The sequence below is a fragment of the Curtobacterium sp. MCPF17_031 genome (assembly GCF_003234035.1).
Taxonomy (GTDB): domain Bacteria; phylum Actinomycetota; class Actinomycetes; order Actinomycetales; family Microbacteriaceae; genus Curtobacterium.
This window is the reverse complement of record NZ_QKSG01000004.1, coordinates 128,133-151,765: the sequence shown is the minus strand read 5'-3', so window position 1 is coordinate 151,765 and position 23,633 is coordinate 128,133. Positions and strand designations below refer to the sequence as shown.

Annotated in this window: 26 protein-coding genes and 1 tRNA gene; 12 read left to right on the top strand and 15 right to left on the bottom strand. The window is 70.2% G+C overall.

All coding sequences use genetic code 11. The annotated features are described in order from the left end of the window. Positions 1-3: 3 nt before the first annotated feature. Positions 4-570: an FHA domain-containing protein gene (locus DEJ31_RS08100; protein ID WP_110902920.1), complete on the bottom strand. Its 567-nt coding sequence runs from the start codon at positions 568-570 to the stop codon at positions 4-6. Next, the gene (locus DEJ31_RS08095; protein WP_110902921.1) at positions 567-1,247 is read right to left on the bottom strand and encodes a DUF3662 and FHA domain-containing protein; all 681 of its coding nucleotides are present in this window, start codon (positions 1,245-1,247) and stop codon (positions 567-569) included. Before DEJ31_RS08095 ends, DEJ31_RS08100 begins: the two co-directional genes overlap by 4 nt. 85 nt (positions 1,248-1,332) lie before the next feature. Between DEJ31_RS08095 and DEJ31_RS08090 the strand changes: the two genes are divergently transcribed. Next, a tRNA-Leu gene (locus DEJ31_RS08090) sits at positions 1,333-1,419 on the top strand. A gap of 148 nt (positions 1,420-1,567) precedes the next feature. On the opposite strand, the gene DEJ31_RS08085 is transcribed toward DEJ31_RS08090, so the two are convergent. The 3 genes from DEJ31_RS08085 to DEJ31_RS08075 all read right to left on the bottom strand — a co-directional run bounded on the left by DEJ31_RS08085 (position 1,568) and on the right by DEJ31_RS08075 (position 4,043). Beyond that, positions 1,568-2,359, bottom strand: coding sequence for an alpha/beta fold hydrolase (locus DEJ31_RS08085; RefSeq protein ID WP_111121608.1), 792 nt, complete (start codon positions 2,357-2,359; stop codon positions 1,568-1,570). A gap of 51 nt (positions 2,360-2,410) precedes the next feature. After that, positions 2,411-3,094: an SDR family NAD(P)-dependent oxidoreductase gene (locus tag DEJ31_RS08080; RefSeq protein WP_111121607.1), complete on the bottom strand. Its 684-nt coding sequence runs from the start codon at positions 3,092-3,094 to the stop codon at positions 2,411-2,413. 91 nt (positions 3,095-3,185) lie between these two features. Continuing rightward, positions 3,186-4,043, bottom strand: a complete 858-nt coding sequence (locus DEJ31_RS08075; RefSeq protein ID WP_111121606.1) for an NmrA family NAD(P)-binding protein — start codon at positions 4,041-4,043, stop codon at positions 3,186-3,188. Between the two features lie 99 nt (positions 4,044-4,142). Between DEJ31_RS08075 and DEJ31_RS08070 the strand changes: the two genes are divergently transcribed. The 6 genes from DEJ31_RS08070 (at position 4,143) to DEJ31_RS08045 (ending at position 8,450) form a co-directional block, all read left to right on the top strand. Next, positions 4,143-4,916, top strand: a complete 774-nt coding sequence (locus tag DEJ31_RS08070; protein ID WP_111121605.1) for a TetR/AcrR family transcriptional regulator — start codon at positions 4,143-4,145, stop codon at positions 4,914-4,916. 109 nt (positions 4,917-5,025) lie between these two features. Further along, the gene (locus DEJ31_RS08065; protein WP_111043639.1) at positions 5,026-5,862 is read left to right on the top strand and encodes an SDR family oxidoreductase; all 837 of its coding nucleotides are present in this window, start codon (positions 5,026-5,028) and stop codon (positions 5,860-5,862) included. Positions 5,863-5,899: 37 nt separating this feature from the next. Next, positions 5,900-6,781, top strand: a complete 882-nt coding sequence (locus DEJ31_RS08060) for a manganese catalase family protein (RefSeq protein ID WP_110902927.1) — start codon at positions 5,900-5,902, stop codon at positions 6,779-6,781. A gap of 189 nt (positions 6,782-6,970) precedes the next feature. Continuing rightward, positions 6,971-7,153 carry a hypothetical protein gene (locus DEJ31_RS08055; RefSeq protein WP_110902928.1) on the top strand — a complete coding sequence of 61 codons (183 nt, stop codon included), beginning with the start codon at positions 6,971-6,973 and terminating at the stop codon, positions 7,151-7,153. 3 nt (positions 7,154-7,156) lie between these two features. Beyond that, positions 7,157-7,723 (top strand): MarR family winged helix-turn-helix transcriptional regulator, encoded by a 567-nt coding sequence (locus DEJ31_RS08050; RefSeq protein ID WP_110902929.1) that lies wholly within the window; start codon positions 7,157-7,159, stop codon positions 7,721-7,723. A 91-nt stretch (positions 7,724-7,814) separates the two neighbouring features. After that, positions 7,815-8,450, top strand: coding sequence for a TetR/AcrR family transcriptional regulator (locus tag DEJ31_RS08045; protein WP_258366227.1), 636 nt, complete (start codon positions 7,815-7,817; stop codon positions 8,448-8,450). A gap of 12 nt (positions 8,451-8,462) precedes the next feature. Here the strand turns inward: DEJ31_RS08045 and ctaD are convergent, their stop codons facing one another. The 4 genes from ctaD to DEJ31_RS08025 all read right to left on the bottom strand — a co-directional run bounded on the left by ctaD (position 8,463) and on the right by DEJ31_RS08025 (position 13,150). After that, positions 8,463-10,226: a cytochrome c oxidase subunit I gene (gene ctaD / locus DEJ31_RS08040; RefSeq protein ID WP_110902931.1), complete on the bottom strand. Its 1,764-nt coding sequence runs from the start codon at positions 10,224-10,226 to the stop codon at positions 8,463-8,465. Next, entirely contained in the window at positions 10,223-11,389 is a 1,167-nt protein-coding gene (locus tag DEJ31_RS08035) for a glutamate--cysteine ligase (protein WP_111121604.1), read from the bottom strand. The genes ctaD and DEJ31_RS08035 overlap by 4 nt, the downstream gene beginning before the upstream one ends. A 200-nt stretch (positions 11,390-11,589) precedes the next feature. Continuing rightward, complete coding sequence (locus DEJ31_RS16870; protein WP_146240598.1) at positions 11,590-11,823, bottom strand: hypothetical protein; 234 nt, start codon at positions 11,821-11,823, stop codon at positions 11,590-11,592. Positions 11,824-12,247: 424 nt separating this feature from the next. Then, positions 12,248-13,150, bottom strand: coding sequence for an alpha/beta hydrolase (locus DEJ31_RS08025; RefSeq protein WP_111121602.1), 903 nt, complete (start codon positions 13,148-13,150; stop codon positions 12,248-12,250). On the opposite strand from DEJ31_RS08025, the gene DEJ31_RS08020 reads away from it, so the two are divergent. After that, positions 13,149-13,679, top strand: a complete 531-nt coding sequence (locus DEJ31_RS08020; protein WP_181421501.1) for a MarR family winged helix-turn-helix transcriptional regulator — start codon at positions 13,149-13,151, stop codon at positions 13,677-13,679. The two genes, DEJ31_RS08025 and DEJ31_RS08020, sit on opposite strands and share 2 nt — an antisense overlap. A gap of 175 nt (positions 13,680-13,854) precedes the next feature. Here DEJ31_RS08020 and DEJ31_RS08015 read toward each other — a convergent pair whose 3' ends face one another. The 5 genes from DEJ31_RS08015 to DEJ31_RS07990 form a co-directional block, all read right to left on the bottom strand. Beyond that, positions 13,855-14,334 (bottom strand): GNAT family N-acetyltransferase, encoded by a 480-nt coding sequence (locus DEJ31_RS08015; RefSeq protein ID WP_111043641.1) that lies wholly within the window; start codon positions 14,332-14,334, stop codon positions 13,855-13,857. Between the two features lie 813 nt (positions 14,335-15,147). Continuing rightward, positions 15,148-16,332 (bottom strand): phosphotransferase, encoded by a 1,185-nt coding sequence (locus DEJ31_RS08005; protein ID WP_111121600.1) that lies wholly within the window; start codon positions 16,330-16,332, stop codon positions 15,148-15,150. A gap of 110 nt (positions 16,333-16,442) precedes the next feature. Then, positions 16,443-17,132, bottom strand: coding sequence for a hypothetical protein (locus DEJ31_RS08000; RefSeq protein WP_111121599.1), 690 nt, complete (start codon positions 17,130-17,132; stop codon positions 16,443-16,445). Between the two features lie 84 nt (positions 17,133-17,216). Next, a complete protein-coding gene (locus DEJ31_RS07995) occupies positions 17,217-18,326 on the bottom strand; it encodes a Gfo/Idh/MocA family protein (protein WP_110902939.1) in 1,110 nt (369 codons plus the stop codon). Continuing rightward, positions 18,323-19,123, bottom strand: a complete 801-nt coding sequence (locus tag DEJ31_RS07990; protein ID WP_181421502.1) for a sugar phosphate isomerase/epimerase — start codon at positions 19,121-19,123, stop codon at positions 18,323-18,325. The genes DEJ31_RS07995 and DEJ31_RS07990 overlap by 4 nt, the downstream gene beginning before the upstream one ends. Positions 19,124-19,278: 155 nt before the next feature. On the opposite strand from DEJ31_RS07990, the gene DEJ31_RS07985 reads away from it, so the two are divergent. The 4 genes from DEJ31_RS07985 (at position 19,279) to DEJ31_RS07970 (ending at position 22,628) form a co-directional block, all read left to right on the top strand. Then, positions 19,279-20,598, top strand: a complete 1,320-nt coding sequence (locus DEJ31_RS07985) for a carboxylesterase family protein (RefSeq protein WP_111043645.1) — start codon at positions 19,279-19,281, stop codon at positions 20,596-20,598. A gap of 68 nt (positions 20,599-20,666) precedes the next feature. Continuing rightward, positions 20,667-21,254, top strand: coding sequence for a TetR/AcrR family transcriptional regulator (locus DEJ31_RS07980; protein ID WP_146243119.1), 588 nt, complete (start codon positions 20,667-20,669; stop codon positions 21,252-21,254). A gap of 54 nt (positions 21,255-21,308) precedes the next feature. After that, positions 21,309-21,548 (top strand): hypothetical protein, encoded by a 240-nt coding sequence (locus tag DEJ31_RS07975; RefSeq protein ID WP_111121597.1) that lies wholly within the window; start codon positions 21,309-21,311, stop codon positions 21,546-21,548. A 243-nt stretch (positions 21,549-21,791) separates the two neighbouring features. Further along, a complete protein-coding gene (locus tag DEJ31_RS07970) occupies positions 21,792-22,628 on the top strand; it encodes an alpha/beta fold hydrolase (RefSeq protein WP_110902943.1) in 837 nt (278 codons plus the stop codon). A 102-nt stretch (positions 22,629-22,730) separates the two neighbouring features. Here DEJ31_RS07970 and DEJ31_RS07965 read toward each other — a convergent pair whose 3' ends face one another. Continuing rightward, positions 22,731-23,573 carry an SDR family NAD(P)-dependent oxidoreductase gene (locus DEJ31_RS07965; RefSeq protein ID WP_110902944.1) on the bottom strand — a complete coding sequence of 281 codons (843 nt, stop codon included), beginning with the start codon at positions 23,571-23,573 and terminating at the stop codon, positions 22,731-22,733. Positions 23,574-23,633 lie beyond the last annotated feature (60 nt).

Below are 23,633 nucleotides of genomic sequence, written 5' to 3'. Positions count from 1 at the left end.
GGACTACCGCCGCAGCTCGAACGTCGTCGTCCCGATGGTGATCGGGGTGCGTTCCGCCACGGTGGTGGGAACGGTGACCTTCTGGCCGCCCACGAAGGTGCCGTTGGTCGACCCGAGGTCGGTCAGCACCCAGGCACCGCCCTGCAGGTCGAGCCGGGCGTGGTTGGTGGAGGTGTAGTCGTCGCGGATCACGACGTTGCTCTCGCTGGAGCGGCCGATCGTGATGGGGCCGCCGCCGAGGGGCATCTCCATGCCCTCACGAGCACCTTCGGTGATGACGAGACGGGTGGCGACCGCTCCGGAGGGGGAGGCCGTCGGGGTGTTGGGCTGGCCGATCAGCTCGGTGAAGGCGCTGGGCGACGCCCCGGAGGCTGCGGCGGCGGTCCCGGCACCGGCCGGCATCGGCGGCGTGGTCGGCGTCGACGGGCCGGCCTTGGGGTCGGTCGGGATCGCACGGACGCGTTGGCCGAAGAGGTCGCTGCGCAGCGCGAAGACGATCACGAAGACGAACAGCCACAGCACCGCGAGGAACGCGAAGCGCAGGACGAGCAGAGTCAGGCCCGTGGTCATCGCGCACCTCCGTCGTTCTCCGGGATCACCCGGAACACCATACGGGTCCGACCGATCTCAATGGTTGAGTCCGGCTCGAGGATCGCCTGACTGAAGCGCTCACCGTTGAGTTTCGACCCGTTCGTCGACCCGAGGTCGTTCACCTGCGCGTGCTTGCCGTCCCACAGGACCTCGACGTGCTTGCGGCTCGTGCCGGTGTCGGCGACCGTGATGTCGGCGTCCGTGCCGCGGCCGATGACCGTGCGGCCGCGCTGGAGACGGTGGCGCTGCGAGCCGATGTCGAGGACCGCGACCCAGGCGACGTCACGTTGCACCGTCGTCGAGTCGATCTCGAGGATGCCGGTGGAGAGGGTGCCGTCCTGCTGCAGACGGATGGTGACGGGGCCGGAGAACGAGTAGTTCTGCGCCACCGCGTGCTGCTGCACCCGCTGCGTGAGCTCGTCGATGAGCGGCCGCCCGACGTCGTTCATCCGGGTGTGGTCCGGCGGAGCGAGCCGCACCGTGAACTCGTTCGGCACGAGGATGCGCTCGCGGGAGACCACGGCAGCCTTGGTGTCGAGTTCACGCCGCAGTGCCGCGGTGATCTCGACCGGCTGCACACCGGAGCGGAAGGTCTTCGCGAACGCGCCGTTGACGGCGCGCTCCAGCCCTCGCTCGAAGTTGTCCAGTAAGCCCATGGTCCCCACGTTCTCGGTCGCTGACCTCTGCATGGTAGTGGTTGGCTCCGGGCACCGTCTGTGCATGGTAGTGTTCTCGTCGCTGGCGCGAGTGGCGGAATTGGTAGACGCGCACGGTTCAGGTCCGTGTGCTGGAAACGGCGTGGGGGTTCAAGTCCCCCCTCGCGCACCAGGGCTCTCCGATGGAGAGCAGCACGACGAAGGCCCCGATCGAGAGATCGGGGCCTTCGTCGTTCGCGGCGGCTGGTCGGTCGGTCGTCGTGGCGGTAGGTCGTCGTGCGCCGTGTGCGCCGCCATCACGCCCCGAGCGTGCGCCGCCATCACGCCCCGAGCGCTGCCGCGACCTCCCGCGCCGTACCCGCCGGGTGGAGTGCATGGTCCTCCGACTCGGGGACGACCACGAGCCTCCCGGTCGGCAGGAGTTCCGCGAGCCGGTCGGTCGCAGTCACCAGGAACGGCCAGGTCCGCCCACCCCGCAGGACGGTCACCGGCATCGACACGGCCGCCATCACGGGGGAGGGCACCGGCGTCTCGGCGGTGATCGTCGCGTCGTACACGGTCGACTGCGCGACGGCGACGAGGGCCGGCCACATCGGTGCGTGCCGGATCTGTTCGATGACCTCGTCGGGCAGGCCCACGGCCTCGCGCTGGAAGAGGACGACGGCGTCCTCGGGTCGCCCGGCGTCGAGGTGCGCCTGCAGTCGGTCCACCAGGTCCGGGGCCTGCGGCGGGCGGGAGTCCTCGAACGCGAAGGGCGGCTCGGAGAGGAAGAGGTGGTCGACCTCGAGTCCACCGGTCGCCGCACGGAGGGCCAGGACGGCGCCCGAGGAGTGCCCGAGCGCGGCACGGACGCCACCGGCGGCCGCGGCGACGGCGATGAGGTCCTCGACCTCCCGTCCGGGCGCGTACGGCCACGTGTCCCCGGATCCGCCGCGGGCACGGCGGTCCAGGACCACACCCCGGAGGCCCGCCTCGGCGAGGGCGTGCGCGAGTGGTCGGGCGGCGTCGGCGGTGCTGAACGCCCCGCCGACCACGACGACTCCGGGGGCGTCGGACGGGCCGACGGCCTCCCAGGCGATGGAGGTGCCATCGGCGGAGTGGACCTGCTGCATGGCGGCAGTCAACACCCGCCCGTCGCGCGGCGGAAGAGACGTGCCAGCCGGTCAGACGGTGACGCTCCCGAGGACACGATGGGCGATCGAGATCGACTCGCCGGACACGACCGACAGCGGGGAGGACAGGAACGCGACCAAGTCGGCGATCTGCTTCGGGCTGGACTGGCCGCCGGCACCCGGTCGGACCTCGGCGTCGGGCTGATCGGTCACGGTGCCCGGGTTGACGACGTTGACGGTCACGCCGGTGCCCGCGGTCTCGTCGGCCAGGTTCTTCGCGATCACGTTCGTCGCCGCGTTGCGCAGCGAGGTCGTGATGTTCCCCGAGAGGTAGGCGTTCTGTCCACTGACGACGACGACGCGGCCGAAGCCGGCCCGGCGCTGCGCGGGCAGGACGGCGTTCGCCACGCGGAGGAACCCGAGGGCCTTGCCGTCGACGGCCGCGGCGACCTGGTCCGGGTCGGAGCGGCGCTCGGGGTCGAGGGTGTTCGCCGCCGGGGCCGCGGTGACCACGAGGACGTCGATGCGCGCATGGTCCTCGAGCACGCGGGCGACGGCGGTGTCGACCGATGCCTGGTCGGCGGTGTCCATCGCGACGGTTCCCGGGGCGTCGGCGGTGCGGGAGGCGACGACGACGGTGGCGCCCTCCTGGCGGAGGCGGTCGACGACGGCAGTGCCGATGTACCCCTTCCCGCCGACGACGAGTGCGACACGGTCCTGCAGCTGGAGATCCACGTCGTGGACGGTACGCCGGTGCCCGTTCAGGTGCCGGACGGGAGGCCCGTGCCGGGCCCGCCCCGCGCCTCCCGTCCGGCGCCGCGCGCGATCAGTGCGCCCGCAGTGCGTCGGCGAGGACGTCCTCGATGCTCCGCGGCTCGCGGCCGAGGAGGTCGGCGAGCATCGGGTCGACCGTGGCGAACTCGCCGTCACGTGCGGCTGCGAAGAACCCGGTCATCATCGGGGTGAACGCCTCGGGGAGTCCGCCGGCGACGAGTTCTGCGCGGTACTCGTCCTCGTCGACCACGGTCCGGGTGAGGGTCCGACCCGTGACCCGCGAGACGATCTCGGCGAGCTCGTCCATGTCGAGCGCCCGGGACGCGGTGAGCGGCGGGGTGATGCCGTGCAGGCGGTCGGGGTCCGTCAGGGCGATCGCGGCGGCCACGGCCAGGTCCGCCTGCGCCGTCCAGGCGACGGGACCGTCGGCGGGCAGGCGGAGCTCGCCGGTCCGGAGGCCGGCGCCGAGCATGAAGGGTGCGCTGGAGGCGTGGAAACCGTTGCGGAGGGACGTGGTGGCGATGCCGGTGGTGGCCAGGTCCTGCTCCGTGGCGGCGTGCTGCCGGGCGGGACCGAAGTGGGAGTCCGGGGAGGTCGCCATGTGTGCGGTGTAGACGATGTGTCCGGCGCCGGCGGTGACCGCTGCCTCGACGGCGACGCGGTGCGGCTCGGGGTCGGCCGGCCCGGAGACGATGAGCACCCGGCTGGCGTCCGCGAACGCCGTGGGGAGCGTGGCGGGCTCGGTGAAGTCACCCCGTCGGACCTGCACGCCCCGGTCGGCGAGCCGGCGTGCGGCGTCCGACCGTGGGTCGCGGACGCTGACGGCGAGCTCCCGAGCGGGGACGTGTTCGAGGAGGTGGGCGACGACTGCCCCGCCGAGCTGTCCGGTGGCTCCGGTGACGATGATCATGGCTGCTCCGATCGTGTTTCCAGTGGTAACACGAGGACAGTATCATTGGAAACGCCATGAGGGAAGCGGCGATACCACCGCCTCGGTAGCATCGGAACCATGAGCCCCGCACCGGATCCGCGCACCCGCATCGTCACCGCGGCCGCACGCCTGCTCGCCGAGGACGGTGTCGCCGCGGTCACCACCCGGAGCGTCGCGCTCGCCGCCGGTGTCCAGTCGCCGGCGATCTACCGGCTCTTCGGTGACAAGGACGGCCTGCTCGACGCGGTCGCCGAGCGCGTCCTGGCGGAGTTCGTCGCCGCGAAGACCGAGCACGCCGCCGCCGAGGTCGGCGGCGGCGGGGACCCGGTCGCGGACCTCCGCGACTCGTGGCGGGTGCAGGTGGCCTTCGGGCTCGCCAACCCCGCGCTGTTCCGTCTGCTCTACGCCTCGGACCGCGACGACGACTCCCCGGCGGTCGCTGCCGGACTGGAGGTGCTCCGTGCGCGGGTGCACCGGGTCGCCGCCGCCGGACGCCTCCGCGTGCCCGAGGAGCAGGCGGTCGCGATGATCCGCGCGGCCGGCGCCGGGTCGATGCTGACGATGCTCGCCGGCGGACACGGCGGCGGGCATGCCAGCGGACACGGCGAGGACGTTGGAGTCGGCGGAGACGGCGCCGGACCCTCGTTGCCCGAACTCATGCTCGACACGGTCCTGGCCGCCATCGTCACGGACCCGCCCGCATGGGCAGGCGGCGACCCTGACGAGGGAGCGTCGATGACCCTCGCTGCGCTGCAGGCCGTCCGTGCCGCCGCTCCGGCACTCCCCGGGCTGACCGACCCCGAGCGGGCGTTGCTGCAGGAGTGGCTCGGACGGGCGACCACCGCCTCCTGACCGGCGGGCACGCGGTGCCCGTCCGCGTGATCTGAACACTCCGGACGGCCGTCCAGCGACGCCCGCCGACCATGACCCCCTGCACGATGACCTTCGTCCAGGGAGTGACATGAGCGATCAACAGCAGCAACCCCCCGGTTCCGAGCAGGCGATGGGACCGAAGCCGGACCACGGCGAGACCAGCTACAAGGGATCCGGCAAGCTCGCCGGCAAGAAGGCCGTGATCACCGGCGGTGACAGCGGTATCGGCAAGGCGGTCGCGATCGCCTTCGCCCGCGAAGGTGCCGACGTCCTGATCTCCTACCTGCCCGAAGAGGAAGAGGACGCGCAGGAGACCAAGCACTGGATCGAGGACGCCGGTCGCAAGGCCGTGCTCTTCCCCGGTGACGTCAGTGACCCGGCCTACTGCCGCAGCATCATCGACACCGCGGTGTCCGAGCTCGGCGGCATCGACGTGCTGGTGAACAACGCCGCGTACCAGATGACCCACGAGACGCTCGAGGAGATCACCGACGAGGAGTGGGACCACACCCTCGCGACGAACCTCAGCGCCTACTTCCACCTCGTCAAGGCAGCACTGCCGCACCTGCAGTCGGGAGCCTCGATCATCGGCACGAGCTCGGTGAACTCCGACAACCCGGTGCCGACCCTGCTGCCGTACGACGTGACCAAGGCCGGGATCGCCAACTTCTCGGCCGCGCTCGCGCAGCTCGTCGGGGAGCGCGGCATCCGCGTGAACAGCGTCGCGCCCGGCCCCATCTGGACGCCGCTGATCCCCTCGACGATGCCCGCCGAGCAGGTCGAACAGTTCGGCACCCAGACACCCCTCGGTCGCGCCGGACAGCCGGCAGAGCTGGCCCCGGTGTACGTCCTGCTCGCGAGCGACGACGGCAGCTACGTCTCCGGTGCGCGCATCGCGGTCACCGGCGGCACGCCGATCCTCTGACCCGTCCACCCGAACCGAACAGAAACAGGAGAACGATTTGTACTTCCACAAGCAAGAGCTCCAGTTCAAGGCGACCCCCGACAAGCCCGACGCGATCTACGCGCGGAAGCTCCAGGAGGTGCTCGGTGGTCAGTACGGCGAGATCTCCGTCGCGCTGCAGTACCAGTTCCAGGCGTGGAACATGCACATCCCGGGCAAGTACCGCGACATGGTGTTCGGCATCGGCGCCGAGGAGATGGGCCACGTCGAGATGCTCGCGACGATGATCGCCCAGCTGCTCGAGAAGTCCCCGCTCGGCATCACCGAGGACGCGCTGCAGGACGACCCGACGGTCGCCGCGATCGTCGGTGGCACGGACGTCCAGCACGCCATCGTCGCCGGCGCCGGTGCGCGTCCGGTCGACAGCATGGGCAACCCGTGGCAGGGCTCCTACATCACGGCCAGCGGCAACCTGCTCGCCGACTTCACGGCGAACGAGAACGCCGAGATGCAGGGCCGCGTCCAGGCCGCACGGCTCTACCACATGACCGACGACCACGGCGTCCGGGACCTGCTGAGCTTCCTCATCGCCCGCGACACCATGCACCAGAACATGTGGGCGACCGCCGCCGCCGAGCTGCGCGAGCAGGGCCTCGAGACGCTGCCGGTCCCGAGCAACTTCCCGCAGAGCAAGGAGAACCAGGAGGTGCACTACCAGTACCTCAACTTCTCCGACGGTGCCCAGGCGAAGGAAGGCTCGTGGGCGAGCGGCCCGTCGTTCGACGGCAAGGGCGAGTACTCGTACCACGACGGCCCCACCACCTCGGTGCCGATGCCGCCGCCCACGCACCCGGACGCGCGCCTCTACGGCACGACCGAGCTGCCGAACACGGTCGAGAAGATCGCCGGCACGGTGCAGGACAAGCTCAACAAGGAGTAGTCCGTCCCGCTCCACACACGAGCCCTTCCTCCGCTGGAGGAGGGGCTCGTGTGCGTCCGCGGGGGACCGCAGTCGTTCGGTGCGCGAACTGTACAAGTGGCAAAACTGTTTGTTGCCCTCACAGTTCACGATGTGAAAGAGTTTGCTCGTCCGGACGGACAGCAGACCCTCGACGAGGAAGGCGCACCCATGCAGAGCACGTACCACAGCACGTCGCACGACACTCGGTTCGGCGGCTCCCACCCGCGAGTGGGACTCACCGATCCAGCCGTCATCGAGGCCTGGGTCGCCCAGCGGATCCAGGACCCGTCGCTGCTGTCCCGCCGCACCGAACTGTCCTACGCCGACTTCTTCGTCGCTCCGGCCGCCTGACGCATGCCGCTGACCGTCGTCCGCCGCGAGCACGTCCACCTCTACGCCCGCGAGCCCCGCACCCGGTCCGCCAAGACCGCGGTCGACGCCCTGCTGCGGCTGCAGCACGCCGAAGAGGACCAGCTCGAACGTGCCCGCGGCGAGAGCGGTCTGACGAAGAACGAGTTCCTCACCGTCCGCTACATGCTGCAGGCGCACCGCGACGGCCGGAGCATGGGCCCGAAGGACCTGGCCGTCATGCTGTCGGTCTCGAACGCCTCGGTCACCAAGATCGTCGACGGCCTGGTCGAGAAGGGCGACCTGCTCCGGGTCCCGCACCCCACCGACCGGCGGGCGCAGGTGCTCGAGCCCACGGTGCAGGCCGCCCGCAAGATCGACAAGTCGTACGAGATCTTCCACGAGGCAGTGGTCGAGGTCATCGACCACCTCTCGGCGGAGGACAACGAGGTCCTGGCGCGCTGCCTGGCGCAGATCACGGCCGCACTCGACGCGGGCCTGCCGACGCCGGTGGACGAGTACACGGTCCCGCAGGCCGGCGCTGACGCCGGCGAGTCGGCTGCCGGTTCCTGACACCCACCGGACGGGAGGCACGTCACCGGTGGTGATCCGGGCCTCCCGTCCGCCACTGGCCGCGAAAACCTTCCAGCGGTAAGTTGGCACGGTGAACGACCCCGCCGATGATGACGCAGCGACTTCGTCGCGCCGCGGCGGCTACCGCAAGGGCACCGAGCGACGGGCGCAGATCCTCGATGAGATGATCCGGATGGTCGCCGAGCAGGGTGTCGACGCGTCCTCGTTGCGGTCCGTCGCGGACGCCCTCGGCATCACGCACGCGGCTCTCCGGCACTACTTCCCGAGCCGCGACGAACTGCTGCTCGCCGTCTACCGCGAGCACGAGGTGCGCGAGCAGGGCGCACCGGAGCGGATGAAGTCCGCCATCGGCGACATGCGCGAGAGCGCCGCCCGCAACCGGGCCGTACCGGGGCTGGTGCAGCTCTACACGACCCTCTCCGCCGACGCCGTGCAGGAGGGGCACCCGGCCACCCGCGAGTTCATGCGCGACCGGTTCACCCGGCTGCGCGCCGACCTGGCCGACCTGATCCGGCGGGACCAGTCGGCAGGACGGATCCGTGACGACCTGGACCCGGAGGACCTGGCGAGCCTGAGCATCGCGGTGTCCGACGGTATGCAGGTGCAGTGGCTGCTCGACCCGGGCTCGGTCGACGGGGAGCGGGTGCTGCGACTGCTGGAACGGATCGTGCCCCCCGGCGGCACCGAGGGGCACGGACCGCACTGAGCGGTGCGGGGGTCACGCCTGTTGCCCGGGGCCCTCCGGCTTCCGGGTCTTGCCGCTCGCCTGGTCGTGCGTCGGCGCATCAGGGGCGTCCATCGCCCGACCCACACCGACGGGGACACCGGCCTCCGGGTGGTTCAGGTCGAACGCCGGCGACTCGGATCGGATCCGCGGGATCGCGGTGAAGTTGTGGCGGGGCGGCGGGCAACTCGTCGCCCACTCCAGCGATCGGCCGTAGCCCCACGGGTCGTTCACACGGACCCGTTGGCCGTGCCGCATCGTCTGCACGATGTTCAGGAAGAAGGGGAGCATCGACGCGGCGGTCACCATCGCCCCGACGGTCGACACCTGGTGCATCCAGGTGAACCCGTCCTCCGGCAGGTAGCTCGCGTAGCGGCGGGGCATGCCGACCACACCGAGCCAGTGCTGGATGAGGAAGGTCGTGTGGAACCCGATGAAGAGCATCCAGAAGTGGACCTTGCCCAGGCGTTCGCCGAGCATCTTCCCGGTGAACTTCGGCCACCAGAAGTAGAAGCCGGAGAACATCGCGAACACGACCGTGCCGAACACGACGTAGTGGAAGTGTGCGACGACGAAGTAGGTGTCGTGCACGTGGAAGTCCAGCGGCGGGGACGCCAGGATCACCCCCGTCAGACCGCCGAACGTGAACGTCACGAGGAACCCGATCGCCCAGAGGATCGGCGTCTCGAACGTCACCGAGCCCTGCCACATCGTGCCGACCCAGTTGAAGATCTTCACGCCGGTCGGCACCGCGATGAGCATCGTCATCAAGGAGAACCAGGGGAGCAGGACCCCGCCCGTCGCGAACATGTGGTGCGCCCAGACCGAGATCGACAGGGCCGCGATCGAGATCGTCGCGTACACCAGCGTCTTGTAGCCGAAGATCGGCTTGCGGCTGAAGACCGGGAACACCTCGGAGACGATCCCGAAGAAGGGCAGCGCGATCACGTAGACCTCGGGGTGGCCGAAGAACCAGAACAGGTGCTGCCAGAGCAGAGCTCCGCCGTTGGCCGGGTTGTAGACCTGCGCGTCGAACGCCCGGTCCAGCAGCAGCCCGAACAAGGCCGCCGCGAGCACCGGGAACGCCATGAGCACGAGGATCGAGGTGATCAGCACGTTCCACGTGAAGATCGGCATCCGGAACATGGTCATCCCGGGGGCCCGCATCGTCACGATCGTCGTGATGAAGTTCACCGACCCGAGGATCGTGCTGAACCCGGTGATGCTCAGGCCCGCGACCCACAGGGTCCCACCGAGGCCGGGCTGGAACGTCGTGTCCGACAGTGGCGCGTAGGCGGTCCAGCCGAACGACGCCGACCCGGCCGGCGTGAGGAAGCCACCCATCGCGATGACGCTGCCGAAGACGTACAGCCAGTAGGACAGGGCGTTCAGTCGCGGGAAGGCGACGTCCGGGGCGCCGATCTGCAGGGGCATGATCGCGTTCGCGAACCCGGCGAACAGCGGGGTGGCGAAGAGCAGCAGCATCACGGTGCCGTGCATCGTCATGAGCTGGTTGTACTGCTCGCGGGTGTCCAGGACGTCGAGTCCGGGGGTGAAGAGTTCGGTCCGCATGACGACGGCCATCAGTCCCGCGAGGCAGAAGTAGCCGAACGAGGTCACCAGGTAGAGGTTGCCGATCGTCTTGTGGTCCGTGGAGGTGTGCCAGTGCACCGCCCGGACACCCGACCGGAGCGGCCGTCGTCCGAGGAGTTCACCGGGCTCTTCCCCGAGGGCGGGGGGCGTCGTCGTCTGGGTCATGGGGTACTCCGTCCGATCACGGTCCGCGGTCGTGCTGCATCGAGGTGGGTGCTTGCGGCCGGGACGGCCCGGGCCGCGGCGAGGGCGATGTGCCCGAGGTCGTCCGACCCCGGTTCCGTCATCGGCAGACGGGCTGCGCGCTGGCGGGCGGCACCGGTGCCGCGGGCGAAGAGGTCGGCGATGCCCCGTTCGACCAGCTGGTCGTCGCCGTTCGCCGTCAGGGCCGGCAGGACGTGCGCCAGGAGCAGCATCACGACGTCCCGGGCCGGAGCCGGGCGCTCGGTCGTCGGATCGACGAGGCACCCGTCGAGCCCCTCGAGCGCCGCTCGCCAGTTCGCCAGCCGGACCGCACAGGCGGGGGTGTTGGGAGCCTCCCGGCCGATCGCGGCGTCGTTCGCCGCCGTGTCCACCAGGGCGCGGACCAGGCCGGCGACCGTGACGGTCGTGCCGGGGTCGAGCGGCACGTCGGCGACCCGGACCTCGACCGTCGGGTGGTTCTGCGACAGCCGGGCATCGAGGTAGAGCATGCCTGAGTCGAGGAGCGCACCGGTGCTGAGCATCGCGTCCATCACCGCTCGGTAGCGCGCCAGCGAACCGAAGCGTTCCTGCGGACCCGACGACGGCCACTGGTTCCAGAGCATCGACCGCCAACTGGCGTGGCCGGTGTCGGCGCCGTCGTGGAACGGGGAGTTCGCGCAGAGGGCGATGAGGATCGGGGTCCAGGTGCGGATCTGGTCGAGGACGGCGACGCCCTCCTCCGGGGAGTCCACCGAGACGTGCACGTGCAGCCCGGACGTGAGCACCCGCCGGGGCAGCGAGCCGTACCGCTGCATCATCGTCGTGTACCGCTCCGACTCCGTCGGGTGTGGCTCGACCGGGCAGGGCGAGGTCGCGAGGGGGGCGGCATGTGCTCCGGCCTCGGACGCGAGCATCTCGGTGAACTCACGGTTGGCGAGCACCTGGCCACCGAGCGCTGCGAGCGACGAGTGCGGGCGGGTGAAGACCTCGATGGCCTCCCGGTGCATCTCGCCGACGACTTCGCCACCGTCGCCGGGGCCGCCGGCAGCGACGGCACGGGCGAGCACCTGTTCCGCGACCGGGACGGGGTGACCCGTCGTCCGGTCGATGAGCAGCAGCTCTTCTTCGACTCCCATGGTGCGCATGCATTGAGTGAATCCTCGGGCGGCTGCGCATGGGCACCGGGTGGCCGGAGCACGCGGCAGGACGATCCGTGGAGCGCGGGTTCGGTCGCGGGGGAGGGTGGTGGGGGAGTTGGTTGCTGATTCGTCTGCCGAGGAGCGTGCAGCGCAAGATCGTGCGCGGATGGCGGTCCACATCCGGGCGCCGCCTCGCGCGCGTGGCTTCAGTACTCGAGCCGGGGCCACTCCTGCAGTCGAGGGAAGCGCGGACGTGGAGGCATCGGCTCGTCGTCTTCCATGAAGCGGAGCTCGGTGATCACCGTGATCTGATCCACTCCGTACGAGCGGTGTGCGACTCCGTCGCGCTCGTCGATGACCAGCGTCGTGCGTTGCGCGGGGTCGAGGTCGTGCTCGAACGTGAACAGCAGCCAGTGCTCGTTGATCCGCTGGACGAGCATCGGTGAGTAGCTCGCAGGTGACCCCCACAGGAGGAGCAGCTCAGGAGTGAGCAGCCGAACGGGAGAGGCAACCGTGCCGCTGCGAGCGAAGCTGACTTCCGACGGCCCGTCAACGGTGTGGAGGACGCCCTCCTCGTAGCGGTCGCGGTGGGTGTGCCCCTCCCGGTCGAACGTCCAACTCTCATCGCGCTCGTCAACGACCGCTTGGAACTGCCACGGGCGTTCGCGCCCGTCGCGTTGCATGCTCACGCCTCGCGCCAGTCGACGCCCTGGGAGCCGGAGCGCAGCAACCTCGATACGGAGCGTGGGGACGTCAGCCTGGGTCAGGACGGTGTCGAAACGCACGTGACCAGTGTGGAGGGTCCTCGTCGGTTCGGGCGCTGGAGCAGTCTCGTCGGCCCGTCGGTCCCCGGACGTGGCCTCGTCACCTGATCCGAAGGCGCTGTCCGATGAACAGGGCTGCCCGGGCTATTGCTTCGTCGGCTTCGTCGATCAGCCCGACGAACGCGGGGAACACGTGGGGCACGCCGGCAACGACGTCGAGGATGACGTCCGTTTCGGCGGCGCGTGCCAGGTCGGCGAGTCGGACGGCGTCGTCGAGGAGGAGCTCGTTCGTCCCGACTTGCAGGAGCATCGGCGGGAACCCCCTGAGGTCGGCGTGCACCGCTGGAGCGAGCAGCGGCTGCTCCGGGTCTTGACCGTCGAGGTACAGGGTGCCCGTGTGCTCCATCCCGGCGCGGGTGAAGAGCGGGTCGATGCCCTCCTTCGACGTCATCGACGCACCGGTACGCGTGTGGTCCAGCCCGGGCGAGAACGCGACGATCCCTGCAGGGACGGGGAGCCCGGCATCCCGGGCGGCGAGGGTCGTCGTCACCGCGAGGCCCCCTCCTGCGGAATCGCCCGCGAACACGATGCTCGCTGGGTCGACGTCGTGATCGAGCAGGTCGCGGTAGGCGGAGAGGCAGTCGTTGATGGCTGCCGGGAACGGGTGCTCCGGAGCGAGCCGGTAGTCGACCGAGATGGCTGCCACGCCTGTGCGTTCCACGAGGTGCGCGGTCAATGCCATCGCGGTCTCGGGGGAACCAAGCGAGAACGATCCACCGTGCAAGTACAGAATGATGCCCGGACGGGCGTCAGCGCTCGGTTCGACGCGGACAGCGCCTCGACCGCCGAGTTCGATTGGCGTTCGCGTGACGCCCGCGGGGACGGGGAACTGGCTCATGAAGCGAGCGAACCCCTGCCGCATCTGCTCGACTGGCACCGGCCCGCTGGCCTGCGGTGCTGCCCGAAGCATGTCGTCGAGTGCCTGTCGTTGTTCTCGGCTCATGGTGCTCCTCCCGCCGGGCGGTTTGGTTGCCGCGGCATGCAACGGTAGACTGTATGCCGTGGCAACCAAAACGGCAAGCAATGATCTCGTGCAGCTCTTCGACGACCTGGTTCGAGCCGAGACGCGTCTCTACAACGCAGTGAGTGACACCCTGCGTCGCGAGCACGGCATCGTGGCTACGCAGTACGAGTTCCTCTGCTACTTCCGGGACCACCCTGCGTCGCGGATCGCAGACGTCGCCACGAACTTCGCTGCCGGAGTCGGGGCGATCAGCAAGGGGGTGGATCGACTCGCCGCGCGCGGCTGGGTCGATCGCCGACCGAATCCCACAGATGGGCGATCGGTGCTCGTCTCCTTGACTGACACAGGTGCCGCAATCGTCGCTGCGGCAGAGGTGACGTTCCGTCGCCAGCTCGCCGAACTCGTCGCCCCGTCTCTCGACGACGACCAAGTGAAGATCGTCGGTGCTCTGCTCCACACGCTCCGAGCCAGGTTGGGGAATGACCGGCTCGGCATGCCCGTCGGATGATGCAAGCCACGCAGCGCAGTGCAGCGAGTCCCGCATCGGGTCCGACAGCGGAGCTCTACCCGCCACGTGGTGACTAGTTCTTCGCAGGAGGTGAGGACACTCCTCGCCTCTCGTGGAGCTTTTTGCGGTACGCCCGCTGACGACATCCCGTAGACGATCGGCTACGGACGTCTGGCTAGCAGGGGCGAAGGTCGAGCGTCGAGGTGACGAATGGCTTCCCGGTGACGCCTGCTCTGATCTGTTCGGTCGGTTGCCAGCCTCGGTGCGCGTAGAAGCGCTTTGCCCGGTCGTTCCCGTCCCAGACCTCGAGTTCAGCGGTACCCGATGAAACGACGTCGACGAAGCGCTGGTACAGCGCACTACCGACCCCTGAACCGAACCGATCAGGGTCGACGTAGAGACTTGACAGTTCGGCAGGCAGATCGTCCCGCTCGGGGAGGTGACCCGCGATGAAACCCACGAGGTCCTCATGCAGCACCGCGACGGCGCACCAGGTGTCAGCCCTGGTCAACGTGTCGACCCACATCGGGTACCGATCACGAGCCGCATCGACCGGGTCGAGGGCATCCCCGTAGTAGGCCTCGCGTGATCGTTTGTGCACCCGCGCGATCTGTAGAGCATCAACAGGAGTCGCGCCGCGGATCTCGAATGCCATCGCGTCAGTCAACCGGTGTGACGACGCTCGGCGAAGTTCCCACGGTGCGGGTCCGAAGGGCGGGTGAAGCAACCCGTCCCAGGAAGGGATCCCCTCCCGGAACGACCAAGAGCGACCGAGGTGGCGTTCGGTAGCCCACCGGGATCGAGACTCTTGCGGGCCGCGCGACCATCGAGCACGCTGCCGAGATGACTACAGGTACTCCACCCCTTGTCTACGTGGTCATTGCTGGGCCACAAGCGTCTGGGAAGAGTGCCCTCACTGTGGCTCTCAGCGATGAGCTTCGCGGGCAAGGAGAGCGGGTTGCGGCAGTTGAGCTGGACCAGATCGCCTCGATGGCGCTACCCACGCTCCCGGGCTGGGAAGTAGCGCATCAGATCACCGAGGCAGTCGCAGGGCTGTGGCTCCGCGCGGGGATGACCTGCGTCATCGTGGAGGGTGTCGGAACGGGCGAGAAGGTGCGCGGACTACTCCGGCAAGCACCTGACGAAGTCCCATCGTTGACGATCGCGACAACTGCACCTTTTGATGTCGCCTTCAAGCGCGCTTTGGCGGATCCAACCCGCGGAGTGTCGCGTCAGGAGGACTACCTACGCGCGGCCTACGACCATTGGCAGCGTGAGCTGCCACGGATCGGAGCTGACTTGACGCTGCACACGGACCGAGAGTCGCTGGGGCAGTGCGTCGAGGCTGTGCGGTCGCGGATCGCTCTCACTCGGCGGCAGCGGTACCGATGACGGATCCGCTACCGGACGGCAGCTGCCGGTACGCTGCCGCCATGTTGGTGTCACGGTGAGCAGGCCCGAGGGGCCGTCAGATCAGCGGTCCTGGCGCAGGATCCGCCGGTGGCTCATCGTCGCGATCGTCTTCGGGGCACTCGCGTTGCTCTTTGCGGTTCTGAATCTGGCAGGTACGCCGTCGGTCGGTCACCTGGTGCCAGTCGTCTGCTGGGCCAGCTTCGTGGTCGCATTTTCGCTGGTGGCGAGGCGGGAAGACCACCGGCACCGTTGATCGGTAACTGCCGGCCGATGAGCCGTCAGCGGTCTCGAATTGCTCGATTGCCGCTCGACCCCACCCCGTGGGGTCGTCGCCAGGAGGCACGAGTGCCAGCGAGTACCAGAGCACGAGTACCGGCCACCAGTGCAGTTCCTCGTCCGTGAGGGCTCGGACCGTCTGGTAGCCGTCCAGGAACTGCTGCCGAACGGACACGGGAACAGGTCCCCAGTCCCGGAAGAGCGTGCCCAGCATGACCGCGGAGCGAGCGACCTCGACGATTCGATGGTCGAGTCGGAGCTCCTCGAAATCGAGGACGCCGACGACCGTGGTGCCGACGCACAGGATGTTGGCGGCGCGGTAGTCGCCGTGCACGATCTGGAGAGGCGGGAGATCCGCAGGCGCTCGTTCGAGCATCCGCCAGAGTACGTCGCGGGCCGTCTGAGACAGCGACGGCGGCTCGGAAGCGATCCAGCCCGCGATCTGGTCGGTGAGCCGTGCCGGCGCGGACAGCACCCCGGGTCGCGAGTCGTGCAAGGGACACGAGCGCAGCGCGTCGTGCAGTCGAGCGAGCGTCGCCCCCGCTGCACGGACCTGATCGGCGTCCTCGACATCGAGGTGTGCTCCATCGATGACGCGTTGCAGACCCAGCGAGATGCCGTCGTCCGTCACCTGAACCTCACCTTCGAGGGTCGGTACCGGCGTCGACACGGGCAGTCCCTGTGCTCCGAGCCAAGCAGTGAGATCTGAGGTGAACGCGAGTCGCTCGAACCGGTCGGGAGCGACCGACCACTTCACCAGGAGGCGTTCGTCCCCTCCACGAACCCACGCGAGGGCGTTGCTGTCGCTCATCACCATCCGCTCCGGTGGCCCGACACGAACACGCCAGTGACGCTCGACCGTCGACCTGACCCAATCGCCCACCGCCTCGGCGTCCGCGAAGCCGAAACGGTTCCGGAGCACGTCGGTCGGATCGTCCTGCTCCCACAACATCTCGATCGTCATCGATCCCCCTGCATCACGAGACGAGCGCCGAGCCCGACACCCCGCCCGATCTTGCCCCGCCTCACAGGCCCTGTCGACAGGCTCCACACAGAGGTCCGTGGAGCGCGGGGTCAGTCACCGGGGAGACCGACCTTCGAACCGCGTGGGTCGACGTTCCGACGCGGCGGTGCCGTGACGACCGGGGCCGGCTCGAGCGCGAGGGCGCGGCGGCGTGCGGCGTCGGACCGCCCGATGCCCGTCACCGCCGCGATGAAGGTGGCCGACTGCAGCAGCATGAGCATCGGCGGCCAGAACAACACGAGCGGGGAGTCGAGCGTGCCGAGGCCGGAGAGCAGCGCTCCCGCCCAGACGAGTGCCCAGGTGATCGGCAGCAGGACGAACCGCGCCGCGAGGGCTACGGAGGGTCCGAGGGAGCGCTCGGCCCGAGCGAGGACCTCGTCGCGGTCCTCCGGGAGCATCGCCGGGGGACGCGCGGCGAACTGCCGGTCGATGCGCTCGCCGCGGCGCCAGTCGCCCGCTCCGGTGCCGGTGCCCCGGAGGTCGAGATCCCGACGGTGGACCCGGAGGAACACCCCGACGAAGCAGCCGAGTGCGGCCGCGAAACAGACGATGGCCAGGAGGCGCAGGGGCCACGCTCCGTCGAGGGCGCCCCAGAGCAGGGACGCGATCACCATGATCGTGCCTGAGACGACGGCTACCGTGCCGGTCACGACGGTCCGTCGTCGGAGGCGCGCCAGGTCGAGGAACTCCGATCGGCGCGAACGGGCGATGCGCCAACCGGTCGAGAACGCGTTGCCCATGCCGTCATCCTGCTCCCTCGCCGGGGAACACGGAACGGCCGGCCCTCGCCGAGGGCCGGCCGTTCCGGTGGTGGAGCTGTCGGGCTACGCGCCGGCGGTCAGGACCGCGGCGGCCGGGTCGAAGTCCTCCGGCAGCGGCGGGACCGCGTCGACGGACGACGTGATCTCGACGGCGGAACCCGATTCGGCCGCGTCGCGGATGCCGAGCAGCACGTCCAGGACGTGCAGGGCCAGGGCACCGGAGGCGCGCTCCGGTCGGTCCTCGGCGATGGCGCGCGCGAGCTCCACGACCCCGGTGCCCCGGCCCCAGGTGGAGCCGACGGCGGGCAGGGTCTCGGGCTCGTCCTGGCCGAAGCGCCAGAGGGTCGACTCACCCTCGAACGTGTTCGGGTCCGGCAGCGAGATCGTGCCGAGCGTGCCGTTGATCTCCACGAAGCCCTGGCGTGGCAGCGCGTGCTGGAACGAGAACGTCGACTGGGCGGACTGCCCGCCGGCGAACTCGATGAGCGCGGCGTGGTGCGTCGGGACCTCGACCGGGAAGGTCTCCCCGGCACGGTCACCCGACGCGATGGTGCGACGGTCGAGCGACTTCGACGAGACGGCCTGCACACGGCTGGCGGTGCCGAAGGCGTGCACGAGCGTGGTGACGTAGTACGGGCCCATGTCGAACAGGGGACCGGCACCGGTGGCGAACAGGAAGTCCGGGTTCGGGTGCCACGCCTCGGGTCCGGGCACGTGGAACAGGGTCGTCGCGGTCAGCGGTTCGCCGATGTCCCCGCGGGCGATGGCCCGGAGCGCCGTCTGGATGCCCGCGCCGAGCACGGTGTCCGGAGCGGTCGCGACCCGGAGGCCCTTCGCCTGCGCCGACGCGAGCACGGCCGCGGCCGAGTCGTGATCGGTGGCGATCGGCTTCTCGCTCCACACGTGCTTGCCGGCGTCGATGATCTGCTGGTCGACCTCGGCGTGCACGGCCGGGATCGTCAGGTTGATCACGATCTGGACGTCGTCACGAGCCAGGAGCTCGTCGACGCTGCCGGAACCGGCGACGCCGTACCGCTGTGCCTGCGCGGCGGCCCGGTCGAGCAGCACGTCGGCGACGAAGCGGACCTCGACGTCGGCGAACTGCGTCAGGTTCTCGAGGTACTGCGTCGAGATGTTCCCCGCGCCGATGATGCCGATGCCGAAGCGGCTCACTTGTCGTTGTCCTCGAGCCAGGTGAGGGACTCGGTGATGCCCTCGAAGACGTCGCCCTTGTACGCGTCGAACTCGACGACGCGGATGGCCTGCGGCGCCGCGGCGAGGATGCCCGCGACGTCGACGTCGCCCTGGCCGGCCGGGGTCTGGTTCTCGAACGCGCGCTGGAGCGCCTCCGGCACGATGAGCGCGCTCTCGGACGAGGGCAGTGCGGTGCGGATGTCGCCGTCGACCTTGCCGTCCTTGACGTGGATCGCGACGACGCGCTCGCCGAGGCCGCGGAGCACGGCGGCGGCGTCGGCGCCACCGACGGTCGCCCAGAAGGTGTCGACCTCGAGGACGGTCTCCGGCGCGAGCTGCTCGACGAACAGGTCGTAGACGGTGCGGCCGTCGACCTTGTTCGTGAACTCCCACTGGTGGTTGTGGTAGCCGAACGCCAGGCCGCGGGCGGTGGCCTCGGCGGTGAGCACGTTGACGCGCTCGGCGATCTTCTTCACGTCGTCGGCGGTCTGCCAGCGGTCGGTCGGGATGAACGGGTCGATGACGGTGTGGATGCCGAGGCGCTCCGCCGCGTCCCAGATCGGGGCGGTGTCGTCGGCGTCGATCACGGCGACGTGGCCGGACGGGGCATTCAGGCCGGTGGCGGCGAAGGCGCGCTCGAGGTCGGCGGCACGTTCGACGAACGCGTAGGGCTCGACGTTCTCGTAGCCGATCTCCCGGACCCGGGCGATGGCCTGGTCGAGGTCTTCGGCGATCGCGTCGCGCAGTGAGTACAGCTGCACAGAGGTGGTGGGCATTGCAGAGGCTCCTTCGATCCTGACGTGGTGTGCGGCCGACGGAGACACTGCTCCACGGCGAGACGATCCGACGCTACCGCAGAAACCACCCGCTGTGTGGTTTTCGTTTCCCGATGACGTGATCCGCGCCGGGCGGACCGTCGTACGGTTGCCTGATGACCGCCGCGCCGACCCGCACCTTCGCCACCCCCGTCGGCCGGATCGTCGGCCACCGCGACGGCGGGGTGGTCCGCGCGCTCGGCATCCCCTACGCCCGCGCCGAGCGGTTCGGTCGACCGCAGCCGGTCCCGCCGTTCACGTCGGACTTCGTCGCCGAAACCCCCGCGCCGGTGCCGCCGCAGCCGGCGACGCCCGTCCTCGAGGAGCTCATCCACCCGATCGAGGCCGAGGTCTCCGAGGACTGCCAGGCCCTCTCGGTGACCGTGCCCGCGGACCTCGGCGAGGACGAACAGCTGCCCGTGATGGTGTGGATCCACGGCGGGTCGTACGTCGTCGGCGGCGGGGACATCCCGATCCACGACCCCCGCGCGCTCGCCGAGGAGCAGCGGGTCGTCGTCGTGGCCGTCACCTACCGGCTCGGCGTCCTCGGGTTCCTCGGCGACGGGGTACGTGTCCCGGCGAACCTCGGACTGCTCGACCTGGTCGAGGCGCTGCGGTGGGTGCACGCGAACATCGCGGGGTTCGGCGGCGCCCCGGACCGCATCACCCTGTTCGGGCAGTCGGCCGGCGGTGACGCGATCGCACACCTCATGGTGGCCGAGGGCACGAACGGGTTGTTCCAGCGGGCCATCGTCCAGAGCGCACCGCTCGGGCTCTCGCGCCGTCGGGCCCGGATGAACCGGGCCATGCTCCGCGCGGTCGGCACCGTCGCACCGGACACCGCGTTGCCGGACGTGCTCACGCTGCAGGCGGCGGCCGAGAGGGCGGCGCTGCCGTACGGGCTGCGCGGCGGGATGCCGTTCGGCACGCAGTACGGGCACGCGCCGCTGCCCGCCGAACGCGACCTGCCGGACGCCTGGCGTGAGGCGGCCCCGCACGTCGAGGTGCTCATCGGGTCCGCGACCGATGAGGCCGCCCTCTACGTGCCGATGATCCCCGGGCTGCCGGCCGTCGCGCGCACCCGGGTCGGACGAGCCCTGCTCCGTTGGTGGCTCGTCCGCCCGCTCAGCGAGGTCATCTACGGCCACGATGCGCGGGCCTTCGCCGCCCGACACCGCGCCGCGGGCGGTCGGGCCGTGGTCTACCGACTGCACCGCGGGGTGACCGTCCGGCCGACCGGCGCGGTGCACATGAGCGACGTGCCGCTGCTGCTCGGCGACCGGGCGGCGTGGGCCGGCAGCCGGTTCGTGCCGGAACAGGACTGGGCGGCCGTCGAGCGCCGCGGGCCGGGGCACCGCGCGATCTGGGCGGAGTTCGCGCGCTCCGGCAGGATCACCGCACCCGACGACGAGACGCTGACGTTCGACCGCGGCTGAGCGCGGTCCGTCCGCGCCCCTCGAACTGGCGGTCGCGCGACCGCCGTCCGGACCGGATGATCGTCCTCATGCCCGCGCCCGATGCCGATCTCCGTCCCCGCATCGTCCAGGCCGCGATCGAGGCCTTCCGGCGCTCGGACTTCCACGCCGTCGGGCCCGCCGAGGTCGCCGCGCTCGCCGACGTCACCGCCGATGACGTCACGGCTGCCTACCCGGTGTGGGAGCTGCTCGTCGTCGCCGTGATGAACCGCTGGGACAACGGCGACCGGGCAGCCCTGTGGCCCATCGCCGAGCAGCACGGCGCTGCCGCGTACCTCCGCGCCCGCCTGGAGTCCGGCCTGGCCGATCCCGGGCTCGTGCGCATCCGGATCGCCACGCTCAGCGCAGCCTCGGCGCCGACACACCCCGCCGCCGGGTGGTTCCGGACCCAGTACGTCCACGCGTTCGAGGACATCACCCTCGCCCTCGTGCGGGACGTCGTCGCCGGTCGCGAGCCGCGCGGGACGTCGCCCCGGCACGCGGCGGAGCAGCTGGTCGCGCTCTACGAGGGGTTGCAGGTGCAGTCGCTGATGCGGGACGACAACGACCTGCTCTCCGGGTGGGACCGGGCCGTCGCCCGGATGCGCGCCGGGTGGGGTGCGGTCACGCTCGTCTGAACGGCCGGCGGCGGCCTCCTGGGTTCGGCGGCCTGCGCCGCGCATGATGGCCCGATGACCACGACGACCGCCGGGACGGTGCGCAGCTGGAGTGCCGACGAGGGGTGGGGAGTCGTCGACCTGGACCCGGTCGTCGGAGGTGGTTCGGGCCTCCCGGCCGTGCGCGACGTCTGGGCGCACTTCAGCGCGGTCGTGGGGCGTGACGTCGGGTACCTCGTTCCGGGTGAGCGGGTGACCGTGGACTGGGAGGACGTCCCGCACCCCCCCCGTACGGCGGGCAGGCGAGCGCGGTGACCGTGGCGGACAGTGCGTCGACGGGATCGAGCACAGCCGCTCCGGGGGTGTCGGGCAGTTCCCTGACGATCGCGTGGGACGACGGCTCCAGGAGCTGACGTCGCGTCACCGCCGCGGACGGACACCGGGTCGGTCGTCGGACGCGTCGTCCTGGTTCCGTGATGGTGACGAGTGTGTGAACTCCTGTCCGGGAGGCCGTGGATCTGCGAGTATCCGACGAACAGCCACAGGAGGGCAACGCACATGGGATACATCACCACCGACGACGGGGCAGAGATCTACTTCAAGGACTGGGGGGACCCCGACGCGCAGCCGATCGTGTTCCACCACGGCTGGCCGCTGTCCTCGGACGACTGGGATGCGCAGATGCTCTACTTCCTGGCCGAGGGGTACCGCGTGGTCGCGAGCGACCGGAGGGGTCACGGCCGCTCGTCGCAGATCGGCACCGGCCACGACATGGACCACTACGCCAGCGACGTGTCCGCCGTCGTCGAGCACCTCGACCTGCACGACGCGATCCACATCGGCCACTCCACCGGCGGTGGCCAGGTCGCTCGCTACGTCGCCCGGTACGGCCAGCCGCAGGGGCGGGTCGCGAAGGCGGTCCTCGTCTCCGCCGTGCCGCCGCTGATGCTCAAGACGGAGTCGAACCCGGAGGGCACCGACATCTCGGTGTTCGACGGGTTCCGTGCGGCACTCGCCGCGAACCGTGCCGAGTTCTTCCAGGCGGTGGCCTCCGGCCCCTTCTACGGCTTCAACCGTCCCGGCGTCACCACGTCGGAGCCGGTGGTCGCCAACTGGTGGCGCCAGGGCATGACGGGCAGCGCACTCGCCCACCTCGAGGGCATCAAGGCGTTCTCGGAGACCGACCAGACCGAGGACCTGCGGGCGATCACCGTGCCGGTCCTGGTCCTGCAGGGCGACGACGACCAGGTCGTCCCGTACGAGGACGCAGCCCTGAAGCAGGCCGAGCTCCTCAGCGACGCGACGCTGAAGATCTACGAGGGGTACCCGCACGGCATGCTGACCACGCACGCGGACGTCATCAACCCCGACATCCTCGCGTTCATCCGGAGCTGACGCCGCGGGCGCTGCGTCCGCAGCCGACCGGACGGGAGGCGCGGTGCCGGTGGGCCGACGCGCTCACCTGCACCGCGCCTCCCGTCCGTCAGACGGTCCGGGTCAGTCCAGCTGATGGACCAGGGCCTCGCTCGCCGCCCACGAACGATCGGCGTTGGCGGTGCTGATCGTCGGCGGCAGGGCGACCGTCCGTCCGTGGTCGTCGACCATCCCTCCGGCCGGACCGAGGTCTGCGGTCCGTGACGCCAGGTGGTCCGCGACCGGGCAGGTGGAGCTGGCGAACCGGTTCGTGACGCTGCCGACGAGCCGCAACGGCAGCGCCTGTCGACCGAGCAGGTCGGACTTGATCAGACCGGGGTGGAAGACCGCGGCGCTGATGCTGGTCTCGGTCTCCGCGAGGTGCCGTGACAGGAGCAGCTTCCACGCGACCGCCTGCGTCAGGACCCGTACCCCGGAGGCGTTCGCGTCCACGCCGTCCACCGCGAACTCCTTGAGACGCCGGACGAGTGCCGGCGCCACACCGACCGTGAGGACGCGTGCGGCCGGAGCGTCGCGGAGCAGTGGCAACGCGGCCCGCGTCAGGAGGTGGTGGGTCAGGTAGTTGGTCGCGAAGCTCCGGGGGATCCCGGGCCGCAGGTCACCGCGTTCACCGACCGCTCCCGTGGCGTTCACGAGCACGTCGAGCGTGCCCGCAGTGTCACGGAGGTCGTCCACCAGGCGAGCCACCGAGGCGGGGGACGTGAGGTCGGCGACGCGCGAGTCGACGTCCGCACCGGGCGCTGCCTGCTGCACGGCCCGCACCGCGTTGCGCCCGCGGTCGCTGTCTCGCGAGAGCAGCACGGTGCGGGCACCCAGGCGGGCGAGCCCCTTCGCGACGGCGAGCCCCACACCGGACGAGCCACCCGAGACGAGGACGGTCTTGCCCTCCATGCGCTGTGTTTCCATGACGACCTCCGGTTGATGACACGACGTGTCGTCAACCTAGCACCGGGGTGGGGCTGGCTC

Bases quoted from the DNA above. Each gene is read 5' to 3' on its own strand.
- DEJ31_RS08100 (WP_110902920.1), bottom strand. From the start codon at position 570: ATGACCACGGGCCTGACTCTGCTCGTCCTGCGCTTCGCGTTCCTCGCG.
- DEJ31_RS08095 (WP_110902921.1), bottom strand. From the start codon at position 1,247: ATGGGCTTACTGGACAACTTCGAGCGAGGGCTGGAGCGCGCCGTCAAC.
- DEJ31_RS08085 (WP_111121608.1), bottom strand. From the start codon at position 2,359: ATGCAGCAGGTCCACTCCGCCGATGGCACCTCCATCGCCTGGGAGGCC.
- DEJ31_RS08075 (WP_111121606.1), bottom strand. From the start codon at position 4,043: ATGATCATCGTCACCGGAGCCACCGGACAGCTCGGCGGGGCAGTCGTC.
- DEJ31_RS08070 (WP_111121605.1), top strand. From the start codon at position 4,143: ATGAGCCCCGCACCGGATCCGCGCACCCGCATCGTCACCGCGGCCGCA.
- DEJ31_RS08065 (WP_111043639.1), top strand. From the start codon at position 5,026: ATGAGCGATCAACAGCAGCAACCCCCCGGTTCCGAGCAGGCGATGGGA.
- DEJ31_RS08055 (WP_110902928.1), top strand. From the start codon at position 6,971: ATGCAGAGCACGTACCACAGCACGTCGCACGACACTCGGTTCGGCGGC.
- DEJ31_RS08050 (WP_110902929.1), top strand. From the start codon at position 7,157: ATGCCGCTGACCGTCGTCCGCCGCGAGCACGTCCACCTCTACGCCCGC.
- ctaD (WP_110902931.1), bottom strand. From the start codon at position 10,226: ATGACCCAGACGACGACGCCCCCCGCCCTCGGGGAAGAGCCCGGTGAA.
- DEJ31_RS08035 (WP_111121604.1), bottom strand. From the start codon at position 11,389: ATGCGCACCATGGGAGTCGAAGAAGAGCTGCTGCTCATCGACCGGACG.
- DEJ31_RS16870 (WP_146240598.1), bottom strand. From the start codon at position 11,823: ATGCTCGTCCAGCGGATCAACGAGCACTGGCTGCTGTTCACGTTCGAG.
- DEJ31_RS08020 (WP_181421501.1), top strand. From the start codon at position 13,149: ATGGTGCTCCTCCCGCCGGGCGGTTTGGTTGCCGCGGCATGCAACGGT.
- DEJ31_RS08025 (WP_111121602.1), bottom strand. From the start codon at position 13,150: ATGAGCCGAGAACAACGACAGGCACTCGACGACATGCTTCGGGCAGCA.
- DEJ31_RS08015 (WP_111043641.1), bottom strand. From the start codon at position 14,334: ATGGCATTCGAGATCCGCGGCGCGACTCCTGTTGATGCTCTACAGATC.
- DEJ31_RS08005 (WP_111121600.1), bottom strand. From the start codon at position 16,332: ATGACGATCGAGATGTTGTGGGAGCAGGACGATCCGACCGACGTGCTC.
- DEJ31_RS08000 (WP_111121599.1), bottom strand. From the start codon at position 17,132: ATGGGCAACGCGTTCTCGACCGGTTGGCGCATCGCCCGTTCGCGCCGA.
- DEJ31_RS07990 (WP_181421502.1), bottom strand. From the start codon at position 19,123: ATGCCCACCACCTCTGTGCAGCTGTACTCACTGCGCGACGCGATCGCC.
- DEJ31_RS07985 (WP_111043645.1), top strand. From the start codon at position 19,279: ATGACCGCCGCGCCGACCCGCACCTTCGCCACCCCCGTCGGCCGGATC.
- DEJ31_RS07980 (WP_146243119.1), top strand. From the start codon at position 20,667: ATGCCCGCGCCCGATGCCGATCTCCGTCCCCGCATCGTCCAGGCCGCG.
- DEJ31_RS07975 (WP_111121597.1), top strand. From the start codon at position 21,309: ATGACCACGACGACCGCCGGGACGGTGCGCAGCTGGAGTGCCGACGAG.
- DEJ31_RS07970 (WP_110902943.1), top strand. From the start codon at position 21,792: ATGGGATACATCACCACCGACGACGGGGCAGAGATCTACTTCAAGGAC.
- DEJ31_RS07965 (WP_110902944.1), bottom strand. From the start codon at position 23,573: ATGGAAACACAGCGCATGGAGGGCAAGACCGTCCTCGTCTCGGGTGGC.